This is a genomic window from Clostridium hominis (genome assembly GCF_014287825.1).
GTDB classification, from domain to species: Bacteria; Bacillota; Clostridia; order Clostridiales; family Clostridiaceae; genus Clostridium; species Clostridium hominis.
In genome coordinates, this window is the sequence record NZ_JACOOO010000008.1 from 19292 (window position 1) to 36151 (window position 16860).

Below are 16860 nucleotides of genomic sequence, written 5' to 3' on the forward strand. Positions count from 1 at the left end.
GGTTATAAATTATGTTCAATGGGGTAATTATAGTAATTGGAATAATTGAATTTTTAATAGGTTTATCCATAAGTCTTTTTGCAAAATCTGAAGGGGTGTGTAGATTTATACAATTTCTTTATGATTTTGAAAAAGGTCAAGTGGAATCTTTACCAATTTTAAATAAATGGATAGGACAAAATTATGGCCTCATAGGAAGTGTATATATATTCTTTGCAAGTATAGCTATAGCTTTTAATATGGATTGGTTTATATTAATTTTAGCAATTTCTTTGATTGAATTTTTAAGCTATAGAAGGATTAATAGGGGAATTAAAGAGATATTAAAGAATTCACAATAGGTATTATACTTATTGTGAATTTTACTATAGGAAGGTACTACTATGAATAAGGCATATTTATTTAATAATTATATAAGTATAGCTAGAGGTTTTTTAGCTGAAAAAAATGATCTGAAGGCTTTGAAGTTTTTTAAAATGGCTCATAAATGTGAGGAAGGAAAAGAGGACATTGAGCTGATTTTGGATATAGCGTTATTGTATGATAAAATTGGAAATCCTGTACTATCAAAAAAGATGTATGAAAAAGTTTTAAGTATTAATGACAAAGAGGCGACAGCTTATTATGGAATAGGTGTTTTATTTGATGAAAGTGAAAATTACCTAGAAGCGATAGAGTACTATAAAAAAGCTATAGCTATTGATAAGAACTATGATAAAGCATATTTCTTTTTAGCCAATTGTTATGACGAAATAGGGGAGAAAGAAAAAGCTATAGAATGCTATAGTAAGGTGTTGAGTATAAATCCAAATGATTTATGGGCAAATGCAAATTTAGGTTGTATTTATGATGAATTAGAAGAAATTACACTGGCAATAAAATATATGGAGAAGGCATTACAAATAGATCATAAACATTTTAGAATACTTTTTAATATGGGAGTATTCATGGGTAAGATTAAAAAAGAGGAAGAAGCTGAAGAATTTTATAAAAAATCGATTAATGAAAATCCTAAATTTCCATATAGTTATTTGAATTATTCTATTTTATATAGAGAGAAAAATAAATTTAGGAGAGCTATTGAAATTATTAGTGAAGGAATAAAAGAAAATCCTAATCAAGGATTTTTATATTATAATAGAGCATGCTTTTATGTGAATATAAAAGAATTACATAAAGCTTTTGAGGATTTAAATAAAGCTATAGACCTTGATTATATATTTGAAGAGTATATGAAGGAAGATGAAGAGTTAAATCCTTTAAGAGGATTAGAGGAATATATAGAATTATATGGAAATGATGATAAAGGTAACTAACTAGTTAAAATAATAAATTGTTGAAAAAAGTTAAAATTTGATTGAAAGTTTAAATGATATTTATTATTATTAGAATAAGATTAGTATTTAAATGGGAGTGAAATTGATGACTAATAGAAGAGAGTCAGAAAGTGTATTGAACAAATTATTAGTTCAGTTGTTTAGGGATATTTTAGATATTGAAGAAAAATGTTTACAGAATAGTGAGTTTTCAGATCTTTCAGTAACAGAAATTCATGTTATTGAAGCTATATCAATAGATAAGGAAAGAACTATGAGTGAGGTAGCTTATGATTTAAGCATCACAGTAGGAACACTAACTACTGCTATCAATAAGCTTATAAAAAAAGGTTATGTTGATAGAAGAAGAATCGAAGAAGACAGAAGAGTTGTATTGATAACGTTAACAGAAAAAGGAAAAGAAGTATATAAATTTCATGAAGAATTTCATAATGACATGATAAAATATACAATTGATAGCTTTTCAATAGAAGAAGAAACTGTATTAGTTTCTGCATTAAAGAAGATATCTGGATTTTTTGAAGAGAAATATCATCTTATAAAGTAATATATAAATAGACATCAAGTAAGGATGTCTATTTTTTTTGTATATTATTAACTTAAAAGGATAAATGAATAAATCTACTCGTAATGTTAAATCATATTTATATAATACAAATATGTTAATTAACTATGAGGTGAAGAAATGTGGAAAGATGTACTTATGATGATGGCTGTAGTTTTGGGGGGATATAGCGTATATAATTTTATTTTTGTTTTAGTTAAGAAAGTTATTAGTAGAACAAAAGTTTCCAAAATGGTATATAGTTTTAAAGGTAGAAGAAGATATTACCCTTTGTTGGGAATAGTTATTTTGATTGTAAACATAATAGGGTTAACTAAAAAGAGTCAAGAAGAAATAATTATTGGTAAATATATGCTAAGTATGAGATTGCATCAATTTTATAATGAATCAGGAATTTTGAACAAATGGGTAATATATGTATTAAGCATATTTTTAATTGCAAATTTTATTTTAAGTATTTATATAAAGCCTGTTATGTATGAAGAAGGCATTGTATGTGAGAATGGAAACTTTTTATCTTGGAATAAAATTAAATCAATAAATACGGTTCAGAATACACTAGGTAATAATAAATACATAGTCATTAATACTACTAATGATAAAGAAATTTTTCTAAATGTTACAAATGATGAGAGTAATTTTATTAAAGAAATTATCTTTAATAAAACGGGAATAGTTAATAAGGATATAGTAACAGAATTTAATTAGGAATAGCTAGATATGATGCGATTGTTATTAAGATAACAATCGCATTTGCTTTTTTTATTGAACTTATTATGAAAAAAATAAAGAGATATGAAAAAAGATAATTTATATGTAGATAAAAGGATGAAAATGTTAAAAAAAATAAAAGTTAAAAAAATAACAAAAAAAAGATTGACAAAAAAACACAATGGAATAAAATAGAATCATAGAAGATGTTAAAAAAATAACAAACAAATCTTCGGAAATTTTAAAAATGAGAAAATGTAAAATTCACATATATTTAGGAGGAATAAAAATGGCAGTAACAAATGCTCAAGAGTTAACAAAAAGAATCGAAGAATTAAGAAAGGCTCAAAAGGAATTTGCAAAGTTTAACCAAGAACAAGTTGATGAAATTTTTAGACAAGCAGCTTTGGCAGCTAACCATAACAGAATTAAGTTAGCAAAAATGGCTGTTAAAGAAACAGGAATGGGAATAGTAGAAGATAAGGTTATAAAAAATAACTTTGCTGCTGAATATATATACAACCAATACAAGAATATGAAAACTTGTGGAGTTTTAGAAGAAGATAAGACAAATGGTATTACTAAAATCGCTGAGCCAATTGGAGTTATTGCTGCAATAGTTCCAACTACAAATCCAACATCAACAGCGATATTTAAGACTTTAATAGCATTAAAAACTAGAAATGCAATAATTATATCACCACATCCAAGAGCTAAACATTCTACTATAGAAGCAGCTAGAATAGTTTTAGAAGCAGCTGTTAAAGCAGGAGCTCCAGAAGGGATAATAGGATGGATAGATGAACCATCAGTTGAATTATCTCAAAATGTTATGAGAGAATCAGATATCATATTAGCAACAGGTGGACCAGCTATGGTTAAAGCCGCTTACTCATCAGGAAGACCAGCACTTGGAGTTGGAGCAGGTAATACTCCAGCAATTATCGATGAAACAGCACACATTAAAATGGCTGTAAACTCAATATTGCTTTCTAAAACATTTGATAATGGAGTTATTTGTGCATCAGAGCAATCAATAGTAGTTTTAGATCAAGTTTATGATGAAGTTAAAAAAGAATTAGCTGAAAGAGGAGCTTATATTCTTAAAGGTGAAGAAATAGATAAAGTAAGAAGTATAATATTAAATGAAAAAGGTGGATTAAATGCCGATATGGTTGGACAATCTGCTTATAAGATAGCTAAAATGGCAGGAGTTGAAGTTCCGGAATCAGCTAAAGTTTTAGTTGGAGAAGTTACTTCAGTTGAATTAGAAGAACCATTCTCTCATGAAAAATTATCTCCAGTATTAGCTATGTATAGAGCTAAGTCTTTTGAAGAAGCTTTAGATAAGGCTGATAGATTAATAGAATTAGGTGGAATGGGACATACTTCAATCCTTTATACAGATCAACTTAAATCTAAAGATAGAATATTAACATTCGGAGAAAGAATGAAAACAGCTAGAACATTAATAAATATGCCAGCTGCTCAAGGGGCAATCGGAGATTTATATAACTTTAAATTAGCACCATCACTAACTTTAGGATGTGGATCTTGGGGAGGAAACTCAGTTTCAGAAAACGTTGGTCCAAAGCACTTAATTAACGTTAAGAGCATTGCTGAGAGGAGAGAAAATATGCTTTGGTTTAGAGTTCCAGAAAAAACTTACTTCAAATATGGTTGCTTACCAGTTGCTTTACAAGAATTAGGCGATATGGGTAAAAAGAAAGCTTTCATTGTTACAGATAGAGTGTTATTTGAAATGGGATATACAAATAAAGTAACAGAAATTTTAGAATCAAATGGAATTCAATACAAAATATTCTCAGATGTTGAACCAGATCCAACATTAAGATGTGCTAGAGCAGGAGCTCAAGAAATGGAAACATTCCAACCAGACGTTGTAATTTCACTTGGTGGTGGATCAGCGATGGATGCAGCTAAGATCATGTGGGTTATGTATGAACATCCAGAAGTAAACTTCCATGATTTAGCTATGACATTTATGGATATAAGAAAGAGAATTTACAAATTCCCTACAATGGGGCAAAAAGCAATGATGGTTGCTATCGCTACTTCAGCAGGAACAGGATCAGAAGTAACACCTTTCGCTGTTATAACTGATGAGCAAACAGGAGTTAAATATCCATTAGCTGATTACGAACTAACTCCAGACATGGCTATAGTTGATGCTGAGTTAATGATGACATCACCAAGAGGATTAACTGCTTGTGCTGGTATAGACGTATTGGTTCACGCAATTGAAGCTTATGTTTCAATAATGGCATCAGAATATACTAATGGATTAGCTTTAGAAGCAATAAGATTAGTATTTAAGTACTTACCAGATGCTTATAATGAAGGAACTACTAATGTTAAGGCGAGAGAAAAGATGGCTCATGCATCATGTATGGCAGGTATGGCATTCAGTAATGCATTCCTAGGAATTAATCACTCAATGGCTCATAAGTTAGGTGCATTCCATCACTTACCACACGGTATGGCTAATGCATTATTAATGAATGAAGTTATAAGATTTAATGCAACAGATGCTCCAACTAAGCAAGCTGCATTTGCTCAATACAAGTACCCAAATGCAGCATGGAGATATGCAAGAATTGCAGATCACTTAGGTTTAGGTGGAAATACTGAAGCTGAAAAGGTTGAATTATTAATAAAGGCTATTGAAGGGTTACAAGCAAAAGTAAATATGCCAAAAACTATACAAGAAGCTGGAGTTAGTGAAGTTAAATTCATGGAAACATTAGATGAAATGGTAGAACAAGCATTTGATGATCAATGTACAGGAGCTAATCCAAGATATCCATTAATGAGTGAGTTAAAAGAAATGTACATCACTTCATACTATGGTAAAAAAGAAGAAATAAAGGTAGAGAATAAAAAATCTAAAAAGAATAAATAATAATTTGAAATAGGTGCTAGCTTAAAGCTAGCACTTTTTTTATGTAATAAATTTATCTCCAAAAATATTACTATTAATGCATAAATTTTAAATTTTATGTAGATATATCAATGTAAAGCAGTAATCTACTATTAATTAACTCCTAGTTTTATGGCATAATTTAAAAAGGCTAGATTAGATGAAGTAAAAGTACTTTAACTAATAAAATATTGGACAAGGAGGTTTCTTGTTCGAAAAAATAAAGGGGAGTGTACAATGAAAAATAAACTAATAGCCGCAATTATATCTATTTGCGTAATAGGGGGAGTAGGTACAACTATTTTCTTAGATCAAAAGTCGAAAAACTTAAATGAATTATCTGAAAATAAGGTGCTTCAAGAAAAAAGCATAGAAGATAGTAGTTCAAAAGAAGATAGTAAAGCACAAAAAGATGTAGTAGAGAAAGAAGTAAAAGCAGTAAATGAAGGTGATATACAAACTGCATCACTAGAAAACTCTGAGCCTGTTCAAAATAGTGTAGTAGAAGAAAATGAAGTTATTAATAGTGTAGTGGATAATACAAATGAAGAGGTTGTACAAGAAGTGATACAAGAATCAAGTAACGAAGTTGAAGTTTCTAGGCCGGATAATGAAGCACAAATACCTACTTATGACTCAAGTTATATGGCAGAAGTTGAAAGTATGATTTTTAATAAGGTAAATGAAGAACGAAGCAAAAATGGACTAGCTCCATTATCGTATAATGGTACAATGGAGTATTATGCAAGGATAAAATCTCAAGATATGGGTGATAGAGGGTATTTTGATCATAATAATCCAGAGGGGGAACTTATAACGGCTCAAATGCAAAGAGATGGGGTAAGTTATAGCTCGTGGGGAGAAAATATTGCATACATAGGTGGTGTCTCTGACGCTACTACTTTAGCTAACCAATTTATGACTAACTGGATGAATTCATCAGGTCACAGAGCAAATATATTATCTAGCAATTTTACTTCAATTGGTATTGGGGTATATAAGGTAGGTAATACAGTTTATGCGACGCAAGAATTTTATAGATAGATAATTAAAATATAATATTATGATTATTGAAGGAGCTATGTACTTTGTCATAGCTCCTATTTTTTATATATTAAAATTAAGTTATAATATATATTATGTTATACTTTAAAAATAGTATAATTTTGATGATATTCAATTTAAATAAATTTGAGGTGTAATAATGAAGCCATTAGCAGATTTGGTTAGGCCCAGAAAATTAAGTGAAGTTTATGGGCAGCAACATATTTTAGGAGAAAATAAAATTTTAGATAGAATAGTTAAAAGTGGAAGAATATCTAATATGATTTTTTATGGGCCACCTGGTGTTGGAAAAACGACAGTAGCAAATATTATTGCTGAGAAGGCTGGGAAAAGATTTTATAAACTAAATGCTACCAATGCATCGTTAAAAGATATTCAAGAAATAACAAAAGAGCTAGATACTTTTTTAGGTGTGAATGGAGTAGTTTTATATTTAGATGAGATACAAAACTTTAATAAGAAGCAACAACAATCACTGTTAGAGTATATAGAGGATGGAAGAATTACACTTATAGCATCAACTACAGAAAATCCATATTTTTATATATTTAAAGCGTTGTTATCAAGATCAACAATTTTTGAATTTAAACCTTTAAGTGAGGAAGATATTAAGAAAGCTATAAATAGAGCTTTGGATATAAAGATTGCAGATTATAGTGAAATAAAACTTCAGGTTACTGAGGAAGCTAAAAGTTACCTTGCTTCTTACTGTAATGGGGATGTGAGGAAAGCTTTAAATGGATTAGAAATAGCACTTAATTCAACAAGACCTAATGAAGATAGAGTTGTTCTTATAGATATTGAAGTAGTGAAAGATTCTACGCAAAATAAAATTATAGCTTATGATATTGATGGAGATGCTCATTATGATATTTTAAGTGCTTTCCAGAAATCTATTAGAGGTAGTGATGCAAATGCAGCTGTTCATTACTTAGCTAGACTTGTTAAAGCTGGAGATTTAATTTCAATTTGCAGAAGACTTCAGGTTATAGCTTCTGAGGATATAGGTCTGGCGTATCCGCAAGCAGTTGTAATTGTAAAAGCTTTAGTAGATTCTGCTAGAGAATTAGGTTTTCCTGAGGCAAGAATACCACTAGCAGAAGCAACTGTTCTTTTGGCAACGAGTCCTAAATCTAATTCGGCATATTTAGCATTAGATGCTGCTCTTAGAGATTTAGAAGATGTTACTGTAGGGGATATACCTATTCATTTAAAGGATGCACATTATAGTGGAGCATCTAAGCTTGGGAGGGGATTAGAATATAAATATCCACATAATTATCCTAATCATTATATTAAGCAACAATATCTACCTGATAATATTAAAGATAAAACTTATTATATATATGGGGATAATAAATTTGAAAAGGCTACAAAAGATTATTGGAATAAAGTAAAGAATATATAGAGGAGTTTTAGGTGATTAAATTATTAATTTATATAAGAGAAATTGATAATTTGAATAAAAAAATCTATGGTAAAATTACTATTAATTAAAATTTAAAAAAACTAATTAGTATAGTTGACAAAAGCCGAGTAAGTTAGTATGATATAAACATAAAGCAGAGCAAAAGAGTCTGAATAAGGGGTGAGAAAATGAAACTATCTACAAAAGGAAGATATGGAGTAAAAGCCATGGTAGAGCTTGCAATACATTATGGAGATTCTCCCCTATCAATAAAAACTATTTCTCAGAGACAAGGTATTTCTGAATATTATTTAGAACAACTTTTTTCTCCTTTGAGAAAAGCAAAGCTTATAAATAGTATAAGAGGAGCTCAAGGAGGGTACGTCCTTGGTAAGGAACCAAAAGATATAAAGGTTTCTGATATCATGTATGTTCTTGAGGGACCGATAGAAATTGCTGATTGTATTGAAGGGGTATCTTGTGACAATATTGATTGTTGCGCTACAAGGCTTTTATGGACAAAAATTAAAAATAGTATAGATGAAGTTATGGAAAGCATAACATTACAAGATATAGTAGATGACTACAACAGAATAAAAGAAAAAAATGAAACTTTAGTTTTAAAGAGGAGTGAACAATAAATGAGAACAGTATATATGGATTATGCGGCAACTACATATGTTAAGCCAGAGGTTTTAGAAGAAATGATGCCATATTTTACTCAAAAATTTGGTAATCCATCATCTTTTTATGGAATTTCAAGAGAAACAAAAATGGCTATTGATAAGGCGAGAGGACAAGTTGCCAAAGGGCTTAACTGTGATGTTAATGAAGTTTATTTCACAGGAGGTGGATCTGAAGCTGATAACTGGGCAATAAAAGGTATTGCTTCAGCTCATAGAAAAAAAGGTAATCATATAATAACTACTAAGATAGAGCATCATGCTGTTCTTCATACTTGCGAATATTTAGAGAAAAATGGTTTTGATGTAACGTATCTAGACGTAAATGAAGAAGGATTTATAGATTTAGAAGAATTAAAAAATGCAATAACTGATAAAACTATTTTAGTATCAATTATGTTTGCTAATAATGAAATTGGAACTATTCAGCCTATAAAGGAAATAGGACAAATTTGTAGAGAAAGAAAAGTATTCTTCCATACAGATGCAGTTCAAGCTGTTGGAAATGTTCCAGTAGATGTTAAAGAAATGAATATAGACTTATTATCTTTAGCAGGACATAAAGTATATGGACCTAAAGGAATAGGAGCTTTATACATAAGAAAAGGAATAAAGATTGACAACTTAATTCACGGTGGTGGGCAAGAAAGAGCTAGAAGAGCTGGAACAGAAAATATTGCCTCTGTAGTAGGATTAGGAAAGGCTATAGAGTTAGCAACTAATGATTTAGAAGGTCATATGGAAAGTTTATCTGCTTTAAGAGATAGATTGATAGATGGAATATTAGAAAAAGTTCCATATTCATATCTAAATGGACCAAGAGGAGATAAGAGATTACCTGGTAATGTAAATGTAAGATTTGAATTTATAGAAGGTGAATCAATACTTTTATCGTTAGATTTTGAAGGTGTATGTGCATCAAGTGGAAGTGCCTGTACTTCAGGATCATTAGATCCATCACATGTATTACTTGCAATTGGGCTACCTCATGAAAAAGCACATGGATCATTAAGATTAACTTTAGGAGATGGATCAACAGAAGAAGATGTTGATTATGTTATTGAAGTATTACCTGGAATTATAGAAAGAATAAGAAATATGTCACCATTATGGAGTGATTTTGTTAAGAAGGGAGAAAAATAATATGATATATACAGATAAGGTTATGGACCATTTTAGAAATCCAAGAAATGTAGGGCAAATTGATGACGCAAATGGTATTGGTGAAGTAGGGAATGCTAAGTGCGGAGATATAATGAGAGTTTACTTAAAAGTTGAAGATAACGTAATAAAAGATGTTAAATTCCAAACATTTGGTTGTGGATCTGCTATAGCTTCATCTTCGATGGCAACTGAAATGATTAAAGGTAAAACTTTAGAAGAAGCTTGGGAACTTTCAAATAAAGCTGTTGCTGAAGCGTTAGATGGACTTCCACCAGTAAAAATGCACTGTTCAGTATTAGCTGAAGAAGCTATTCATAAGGCTATAAATGATTATAGAAAAAATGCCGGATTAAGCACAGAAGGATGGGAATTTGAAGAAACAGATCACGATGAATTACATGATGCTGTTCATGGGCATGAATAAAATTTAAGGTGTGAGTTGATGAAAAAGAAAGTAGTTATAGGTATGAGCGGCGGAGTAGATAGCTCTGTTGCAGCTTACCTTTTAAAAGAACAAGGTTATGATGTCGTTGGAGTAACGATGCAAATATGGCAAGAGGATAATGAATATACAGAAAGGGAAGGTGGATGTTGCTCCCTTTCTGCTGTTGATGATGCAAGAAGAGTTGCAGATAAAATAGGTATTCCTTTCTATGTAATGAACTTTAGAGATAGTTTTAAGGAAAAAGTTATTGATTATTTTGTTCAAGAATATATAGATGGAAAGACTCCTAATCCATGTATAGCTTGTAATAAGCATTTGAAATTTGATGAATTATTAAGAAAAGCAAAAGGGATTGGGGCTGATTATGTAGCAACAGGCCATTATGCAAAGATAGAAGAGAAAGATGGAAGGTATCTTCTAATTCGTTCTGATGATGATAGAAAAGATCAAACATATGCATTATACAATTTTACTCAAGATCAATTAGCACATACATTAATGCCTTGTGGTGAATATACAAAAGACAGAATTAGAGAAATTGCTAAAGAAATTGGATTAGCAGTACATAACAAAAAAGATAGTGAAGAAATATGCTTTATTCCAGATAATAATCATGGACGTTATATTTCAGAAGCTAGACCATTAGAGGTTGTTCCGGGAAATTTTGTAGATAAGAATGGCAATATATTAGGTAAACATAAAGGTATAGTTTATTATACTATAGGTCAAAGAAAGGGGCTAGGAATAGCACTTGGAAGACCAGTTTTTGTAACTGATATAAATCCAGAAACTAATGAAGTAGTTCTTGGGCCTGAAGTAGATATATTTAAAACCGATCTTGTTGCAAAAGATGTTAACTTTATTCCTTTTGATAAATTAGAAGGAGAATTAACTGTAGAAGCGAAGGTTAGATATTCTGGAAGACCAGCGGAAGCGATTATATCACAATTAGAAGACGGAAAAGTTAAGGTTAGCTTTAAAGATAAGCAAAGAGCAATAACTAAAGGTCAATCCGTTGTTTTTTACCAAGGGAATATAGTTGTTGGTGGTGGAATAATAGAAGAGATTCTATAATAAATTAAATTATAAAGAAGTCATTGAGAAGATGACTTCTTTTTTTATATTAAAATTTAGCAATAATTAGTAATAATATTATAGAGATGGGGAGATAATAAAAAGATAATATTTAAAAGGAGAAAGTCTATGTTTAAAACTAGAGATTTTTATTTGATGAAGGTCTATGATACAAATGGAAAGTATCTAGGAGCAATAAGTGATATAGCTATAGATTTCTATGAGGGAATTATTAAAGGTTTTATTATTTCAAGTCTATCTATTTTTAATAAAAAAAATTTTGTAAAAAAAGAAAACATAATTTCTCTAGAGGATGTGCTTATAGTTTCTAGTATAGAAAATTATAAAGGCTTAACTTTTAATAATATAAAATTTATGGATGTTGTAGACAATAAAAATATTATGAAAGGTGTTTTAGAGGATTTAATAATTGATAAAGGAACATTTACTATTAAAGGAATTATAATGAGTTCAGGGGTTATAGATACTATGTTTAAAGGTAAAGAAATAATTCTTTTGAGCGGATGTGTTTTATGTGATAATTTCATTCTATATAAAGGTAAGGAATACATTAAGCTTAAAACATTACCTCATAACTTAGGAGGTGTAATATCATGATTAAAGGTAAATACAAATCGATATTGGCCAAAGTAGGTATAGTTTTTATAGTTGTATTAATTTTGCTGATTTATTTCTTTTATGAGCCAGTTCGTTCGGTGATAAATTTGATATTAATATCATTTATTATAGCATATGCAATTAAACCTCTTAGAAACTATTTATGTGATAAATTTAGAATTTCTAAAAGAATATCATCACTTATAATAATTCTCTTATCTTTAGGGATATTTACCACTATAATATATTTTATTGTTCCTACTATAATATATGAAAGCGGTAATTTTGGAATTATGCTTGATAATATTGAGTTATATTTAATGAATATGGCTAGTAAGTTTAATTTAAGTGATTTAAGTTTATTTGAAACAGCTTATATTCAAATAAATGAGAAGATAAACTTATTTCTAGCATCCTTATCAGGAAATTTAATAGATAACATAGCATCGATATTAGAGAATTTAGTAGGATTTGCTATAATTCCTGTAGTAGCGTATTACTTTTTAGCTGATGGGGAGCTGATATATAATAAAATGCTATTAATTTTTCCAACAGATAAAAGGATTTTAATTAGAAAGATTAATAGTAATATTGATAAAGTGTTGAGTAGATATATAGTTAGTCAATTATTATTATCAGTAATTATTGGAGTTCTGACATTTATAATGTTACTAGTATTAGGAATAAAGTTACCTCTTATATTAGCTATATTAAATGCCATAGCTAATATTATCCCTTACTTTGGGCCAATAATAGGGGGAGTTCCTATGGTGTTAATAGCTTTACTTCAATCGCCTACAAAAGCAATTTTAGCTCTAATAGGAGCTTTTTTAATACAACAGATTGAAGGTGATTTACTTGCACCTAAAATTACTGGTGTATGTATCAACTTCCATCCTATAATAATTATAATATTGCTTATATTAGGTGGTAAAATCGGAGGAGTTGCTGGAATGGTATTAGCAGTTCCGATATTAGTTATAGTAAAAGTTATATATGATGATATTAATTATTACTTATTTTGATGATAATAATTGACATAATGACATAAATAAACTATAATTTGCCTAGGAATATTGAATTAAATATAAAAGGCAATGAAAAGAATGAGTAGGTATGTAATAAATATAAAGAGAGGAAGTGGATGGTGTAAACTTCTTGTTTATCATATTGAAGCTATCTTGGAGTCTTTATGCTTTAAGTGATGTGCGAATTAGCGCATAATTAGGGTGGTACCGCGGAATTTAAGTTTTCGTCCCTTGTCTTTAGGGATGGAGACTTTTTTATTATATTTAAATTTATTTTAGTGAAAATACTAATTATAGCAAGAAGTTTTGGAGGTAATTTTATGCAGTTCATAGGAGCAAATGAATTAAGAGAGCAATTTTTAAAGTTCTTTGAGTCAAAAGAACACTTAAGAATGGAGAGTTTTCCATTAGTACCTAAAAATGATAATAGTTTATTATTGATTAATGCAGGTATGGCACCGCTTAAGCCATATTTTACGGGAATACAAACTCCACCAAGTAAAAGGGTAACTACATGTCAAAAATGTATAAGAACTGGTGATATTGAGAACGTTGGTAAGACATCAAGACATGGTACTTTCTTTGAAATGTTAGGAAACTTCTCTTTTGGAGATTATTTTAAAAATGAAATTATTCCATGGTCATGGGAATTTGTAACACAAGTCTTAAAGTTACCTAAAGATAAACTGTACGTAACTATCTACTTAGAAGATGATGAAGCATATGATATATGGACTTCAAAAACAGATATAGATCCAAATAGAATTTTTAGATTAGGTAAAGATGATAACTTCTGGGAAGTTGGAACAGTTGGGCCATGTGGACCTTGTACTGAAATTCACTTTGATAGAGGCGTAGATGTAGCATCTGTTACGAATGTAGAAGATTTTGTGGCAGCTTCTGATGCTGATAGAATAGTTGAATTCTGGAATCTAGTATTTATTCAATTTGATAAGCAAGAAGATGGAAGTTATGCTCCATTAAAGAATAAAAATATAGATACTGGTATGGGGTTAGAAAGAATTGCAACTATAATGCAAGGCGTTGATAATATCTTTGAAATAGATACAGTTAAAAATATATTAAATAGAGTATCTAAATTATCAGGTGTTGAATACGGAAAAGATAGTAATATAGATGTATCTTTAAGAATAATAACTGACCATGTTAAGGCAGTAACAATGCTTATATCTGATGGAGTTCAACCAAGTAATGAAGGTAGGGGTTATGTCTTAAGAAGATTACTTAGAAGAGCTGCTAGACATGGAAGACTTCTTGGAATTAAGGGATTATTCCTAAAGGAAGTTGTAGATGCTGTAATCGAAAATTATGGTGGTTCATACACTCAATTAATAGAAAATAAAGAGTATATAACAAAGATAATTACATTAGAAGAAGAAAGATTTAATGAAACTATAGATGCTGGTATGAATATATTATCAGGTTACATAGCAGAATTGGAGGAAGCTGGTGCTAAAGTTTTAAGTGGAGAAAAAGCATTTAAGCTTTATGATACTTATGGGTTCCCTATAGAATTAACAGAAGAAATTCTTGAAGAAAAAGAAATGGCTGTTGATTCAGATGAGTTTAAAAAAGAAATGGAAGCTCAAAGAGAAAGAGCTAGAAGTGCAAGAGGCGAAACTTCATATATGGGAAGTGAAGAGGTTCCAATAAATAAAGTTAAGGCTGATGTATTAACAGAATTTGTTGGATATACTGATACTGTTGCAACAGGAAAGGTTGTTATTCTTGCTACTGATGAAGAGTTTGTAGAAGAGTTATCAGTAGGAAATAAAGGATATATTTTAACTGATAAAACTCCATTTTATGCAGAAATGGGTGGTCAAATAGGAGACACTGGTATAATAGAGGGGCAAAATGGAAGTGCATTAGTTTATAATACTAAGAAAAATGTTGGTGGAAAAACTATTCATTATGTTGAAGTTAAAACAGGGACTATAAAAAATGGAGATGTTGTAACTTTAAATGTTGATAAAGCTAGAAGAGGAAGCATTTGTAAAAATCATACAGCTACGCATATGTTACAAGCAGCATTAAAAGAAATAGTTGGATCACATATACATCAAGCTGGTTCTTATGTCGACAATGAAAGATTAAGATTCGACTTTACTCATTTCCAAGGGTTAACGGTTGAAGAGATTGAAAAGGTTGAAGATTTAGTAAATGAAAAGATAATGGAAGTTGATTCAGTGTCTACTGAACTAATGACTATTGATGAAGCTAAAGCTTCTGGAGCAACTGCTTTATTTGATGAAAAATACGGAGATAAAGTAAGAGTTGTAGCAGCTGGTGAGTTCTCTAAAGAATTATGCGGTGGTACTCACGTAAGTAATGTAGGAGAAATTGGTTTCTTTAAAATTATATCTGAAACTGGAGTTGCTGCAGGTATAAGAAGAATAGAAGCTTTAACTGGAAGAAATGCTATAAGATATATGGAAGAGAAGCAAAGACTGCTAAAAGAAGCTTGTGCCACTTTAAAATGTAATGAAAAAGATATTTTAAAGAAAATTAATTCACAAGGAAGTGAGTTAAAGGAAAAAGATAAGGAAATAGCTGAGTTAAAAGCTAAACTTACTTCTGGTGCAGAAGATGATATATTAAATTCAGCAAGAGATATAGCTGGAGTTAAGGTCGTAGCTTATGGTTTAGAAGGCGTTGATGGAAATGCATTAAGAGATTTAGCTGACAAAATAAGAAGCAAGATGAATAGTGGTGTAGTAATTTTATTAAGTAATGGTGGAGATAAGGTTAATCTAGTTGCTATGTCATCTAAAGATGTTTTAGCTAATGGAATTCACTGTGGAAAAATTATAAAAGAAGTTGCTGCTGTTGTTGGCGGTGGCGGTGGAGGAAGACCAGATATGGCTCAAGCAGGTGGTAAGAATCCAAGTAATATTTCTAAAGCTATTGAAGTTGCATACGAAGTTGTAGAAAATTTAGTTAAGTAAAATAGTATACTTTTATAAAAAGTTGTTATATAATTAAGTTAACAATATTTGAATAAATAATCTAAAAATGATAATACTATTAATAGTTGTAAAACACGTAAGGGGGTGAGCTGCAAGTAAGCAGCACATTATGGAAAACAATCTTGATAGAACAATGCAATTTAATTTAGGTGTTGATAAAGAGGATTTAACAAAGTCTATATTAACTGATGTATATAAGGCATTAAAAGAAAAAGGATATAATCCTGTAAACCAATTAGTTGGATACTTAATTTCAGGAGACCCTTCTTACATTACAAGTTACAACGGAGCAAGGGCTTTACTTAGAAAGCTTGAAAGAGATGAAATACTAGAAGAAGTAATAAAATCTTATTTAGAAATAAAGTAGAAAGTGCCCGTTAATCGGGCACTTTTAATTTAAGGAGTTTTTAATGCGAATATTAGGACTAGATGTAGGATCAAAAACTATAGGAGTAGCGTTAAGCGATCCTTTAGGATGGACTGCACAAGGAATTACTACTATTAGAAGGACAAAAAAAGAACAAGATATAGAAGAAGTTCATAAGATATGTAAGGAGTATGGTGTAGAGACTATAGTTGTTGGATTACCTAAGAATATGAATGGAACTATAGGAGAGTCTGGAGAAAGAGTTATGGCTTTAGCAGAGCTAATAAAAGAAAAAACTGGATTGCCTATAGAGATGTGGGATGAAAGATTAACTACAGTGGCTGCACATAGAGCTATGCTTGAGGCAGATCTTTCTAGAGGAAAGAGAAAAAAAATAGTAGATAAGATAGCAGCAATATATATACTTCAAGGTTATCTTGACAAGTTGAGACTTAGTAAATAAT

The 16860-nt window shown here is 30.2% G+C and carries 16 protein-coding genes and 1 other annotated feature; all 16 genes read left to right on the forward strand.

Going from position 1 to position 16860, the window contains the following annotated elements:
• Positions 1-11: 11 nt before the first annotated feature.
• The 16 genes from H8S20_RS05730 to ruvX all read left to right on the forward strand — a co-directional run bounded on the left by H8S20_RS05730 (position 12) and on the right by ruvX (position 16859).
• Positions 12-341 carry a hypothetical protein gene (locus H8S20_RS05730; RefSeq protein WP_186859522.1) on the forward strand — a complete coding sequence of 110 codons (330 nt, stop codon included), beginning with the start codon at positions 12-14 and terminating at the stop codon, positions 339-341.
• Positions 342-383: 42 nt separating this feature from the next.
• On the forward strand, positions 384-1316 hold the full coding sequence (locus H8S20_RS05735) for a tetratricopeptide repeat protein (RefSeq protein ID WP_186859523.1): 933 nt from the start codon (positions 384-386) through the stop codon (positions 1314-1316).
• 106 nt (positions 1317-1422) lie between these two features.
• A complete protein-coding gene (locus tag H8S20_RS05740; protein ID WP_032118061.1) occupies positions 1423-1884 on the forward strand; it encodes a MarR family winged helix-turn-helix transcriptional regulator in 462 nt (153 codons plus the stop codon).
• Positions 1885-2022: 138 nt separating this feature from the next.
• Positions 2023-2610 carry a hypothetical protein gene (locus tag H8S20_RS05745; protein ID WP_186859524.1) on the forward strand — a complete coding sequence of 196 codons (588 nt, stop codon included), beginning with the start codon at positions 2023-2025 and terminating at the stop codon, positions 2608-2610.
• 292 nt (positions 2611-2902) lie between these two features.
• Positions 2903-5536, forward strand: coding sequence for a bifunctional acetaldehyde-CoA/alcohol dehydrogenase (gene adhE / locus H8S20_RS05750; protein WP_186859525.1), 2634 nt, complete (start codon positions 2903-2905; stop codon positions 5534-5536).
• A 255-nt stretch (positions 5537-5791) separates the two neighbouring features.
• A complete protein-coding gene (locus H8S20_RS05755) occupies positions 5792-6598 on the forward strand; it encodes a CAP domain-containing protein (protein WP_032118064.1) in 807 nt (268 codons plus the stop codon).
• Positions 6599-6758: 160 nt separating this feature from the next.
• Positions 6759-8027 carry a replication-associated recombination protein A gene (locus H8S20_RS05760; protein ID WP_186859526.1) on the forward strand — a complete coding sequence of 423 codons (1269 nt, stop codon included), beginning with the start codon at positions 6759-6761 and terminating at the stop codon, positions 8025-8027.
• 188 nt (positions 8028-8215) lie between these two features.
• Positions 8216-8668, forward strand: a complete 453-nt coding sequence (locus tag H8S20_RS05765; RefSeq protein ID WP_032118066.1) for an RrF2 family transcriptional regulator — start codon at positions 8216-8218, stop codon at positions 8666-8668.
• Entirely contained in the window at positions 8669-9853 is a 1185-nt protein-coding gene (gene nifS, locus H8S20_RS05770; RefSeq protein WP_032118067.1) for a cysteine desulfurase NifS, read from the forward strand.
• Between the two features lies 1 nt (position 9854).
• Positions 9855-10298, forward strand: coding sequence for a Fe-S cluster assembly scaffold protein NifU (gene nifU / locus H8S20_RS05775; RefSeq protein ID WP_032118068.1), 444 nt, complete (start codon positions 9855-9857; stop codon positions 10296-10298).
• Positions 10299-10316: 18 nt separating this feature from the next.
• Entirely contained in the window at positions 10317-11393 is a 1077-nt protein-coding gene (mnmA, locus tag H8S20_RS05780) for a tRNA 2-thiouridine(34) synthase MnmA (protein ID WP_186859527.1), read from the forward strand.
• A 129-nt stretch (positions 11394-11522) separates the two neighbouring features.
• Entirely contained in the window at positions 11523-12011 is a 489-nt protein-coding gene (locus H8S20_RS05785; protein ID WP_032118070.1) for a PRC-barrel domain-containing protein, read from the forward strand.
• A complete protein-coding gene (locus H8S20_RS05790; protein ID WP_032118071.1) occupies positions 12008-13036 on the forward strand; it encodes an AI-2E family transporter in 1029 nt (342 codons plus the stop codon). The genes H8S20_RS05785 and H8S20_RS05790 overlap by 4 nt, the downstream gene beginning before the upstream one ends.
• Positions 13037-13099: 63 nt before the next feature.
• Positions 13100-13274 (forward strand) — a binding site (T-box leader).
• A gap of 85 nt (positions 13275-13359) precedes the next feature.
• The gene (gene alaS, locus H8S20_RS05795; RefSeq protein ID WP_186859528.1) at positions 13360-16008 is read left to right on the forward strand and encodes an alanine--tRNA ligase; all 2649 of its coding nucleotides are present in this window, start codon (positions 13360-13362) and stop codon (positions 16006-16008) included.
• 130 nt (positions 16009-16138) lie between these two features.
• A complete protein-coding gene (locus H8S20_RS05800; protein WP_032118073.1) occupies positions 16139-16396 on the forward strand; it encodes an IreB family regulatory phosphoprotein in 258 nt (85 codons plus the stop codon).
• A 43-nt stretch (positions 16397-16439) separates the two neighbouring features.
• Positions 16440-16859: a Holliday junction resolvase RuvX gene (gene ruvX, locus H8S20_RS05805; RefSeq protein WP_032118074.1), complete on the forward strand. Its 420-nt coding sequence runs from the start codon at positions 16440-16442 to the stop codon at positions 16857-16859.
• Position 16860: the final 1 nt, after the last annotated feature.

What these genes read in the sequence shown, in the direction of transcription:
- H8S20_RS05730 (WP_186859522.1), top strand. Translation starts at nt 12, where the DNA reads ATGTTCAATGGGGTAATTATAGTAATTGGAATAATTGAATTTTTAATA.
- H8S20_RS05735 (WP_186859523.1), top strand. Translation starts at nt 384, where the DNA reads ATGAATAAGGCATATTTATTTAATAATTATATAAGTATAGCTAGAGGT.
- H8S20_RS05740 (WP_032118061.1), top strand. Translation starts at nt 1,423, where the DNA reads ATGACTAATAGAAGAGAGTCAGAAAGTGTATTGAACAAATTATTAGTT.
- H8S20_RS05745 (WP_186859524.1), top strand. Translation starts at nt 2,023, where the DNA reads ATGTGGAAAGATGTACTTATGATGATGGCTGTAGTTTTGGGGGGATAT.
- adhE (WP_186859525.1), top strand. Translation starts at nt 2,903, where the DNA reads ATGGCAGTAACAAATGCTCAAGAGTTAACAAAAAGAATCGAAGAATTA.
- H8S20_RS05755 (WP_032118064.1), top strand. Translation starts at nt 5,792, where the DNA reads ATGAAAAATAAACTAATAGCCGCAATTATATCTATTTGCGTAATAGGG.
- H8S20_RS05760 (WP_186859526.1), top strand. Translation starts at nt 6,759, where the DNA reads ATGAAGCCATTAGCAGATTTGGTTAGGCCCAGAAAATTAAGTGAAGTT.
- H8S20_RS05765 (WP_032118066.1), top strand. Translation starts at nt 8,216, where the DNA reads ATGAAACTATCTACAAAAGGAAGATATGGAGTAAAAGCCATGGTAGAG.
- nifS (WP_032118067.1), top strand. Translation starts at nt 8,669, where the DNA reads ATGAGAACAGTATATATGGATTATGCGGCAACTACATATGTTAAGCCA.
- nifU (WP_032118068.1), top strand. Translation starts at nt 9,855, where the DNA reads ATGATATATACAGATAAGGTTATGGACCATTTTAGAAATCCAAGAAAT.
- mnmA (WP_186859527.1), top strand. Translation starts at nt 10,317, where the DNA reads ATGAAAAAGAAAGTAGTTATAGGTATGAGCGGCGGAGTAGATAGCTCT.
- H8S20_RS05785 (WP_032118070.1), top strand. Translation starts at nt 11,523, where the DNA reads ATGTTTAAAACTAGAGATTTTTATTTGATGAAGGTCTATGATACAAAT.
- H8S20_RS05790 (WP_032118071.1), top strand. Translation starts at nt 12,008, where the DNA reads ATGATTAAAGGTAAATACAAATCGATATTGGCCAAAGTAGGTATAGTT.
- alaS (WP_186859528.1), top strand. Translation starts at nt 13,360, where the DNA reads ATGCAGTTCATAGGAGCAAATGAATTAAGAGAGCAATTTTTAAAGTTC.
- H8S20_RS05800 (WP_032118073.1), top strand. Translation starts at nt 16,139, where the DNA reads ATGGAAAACAATCTTGATAGAACAATGCAATTTAATTTAGGTGTTGAT.
- ruvX (WP_032118074.1), top strand. Translation starts at nt 16,440, where the DNA reads ATGCGAATATTAGGACTAGATGTAGGATCAAAAACTATAGGAGTAGCG.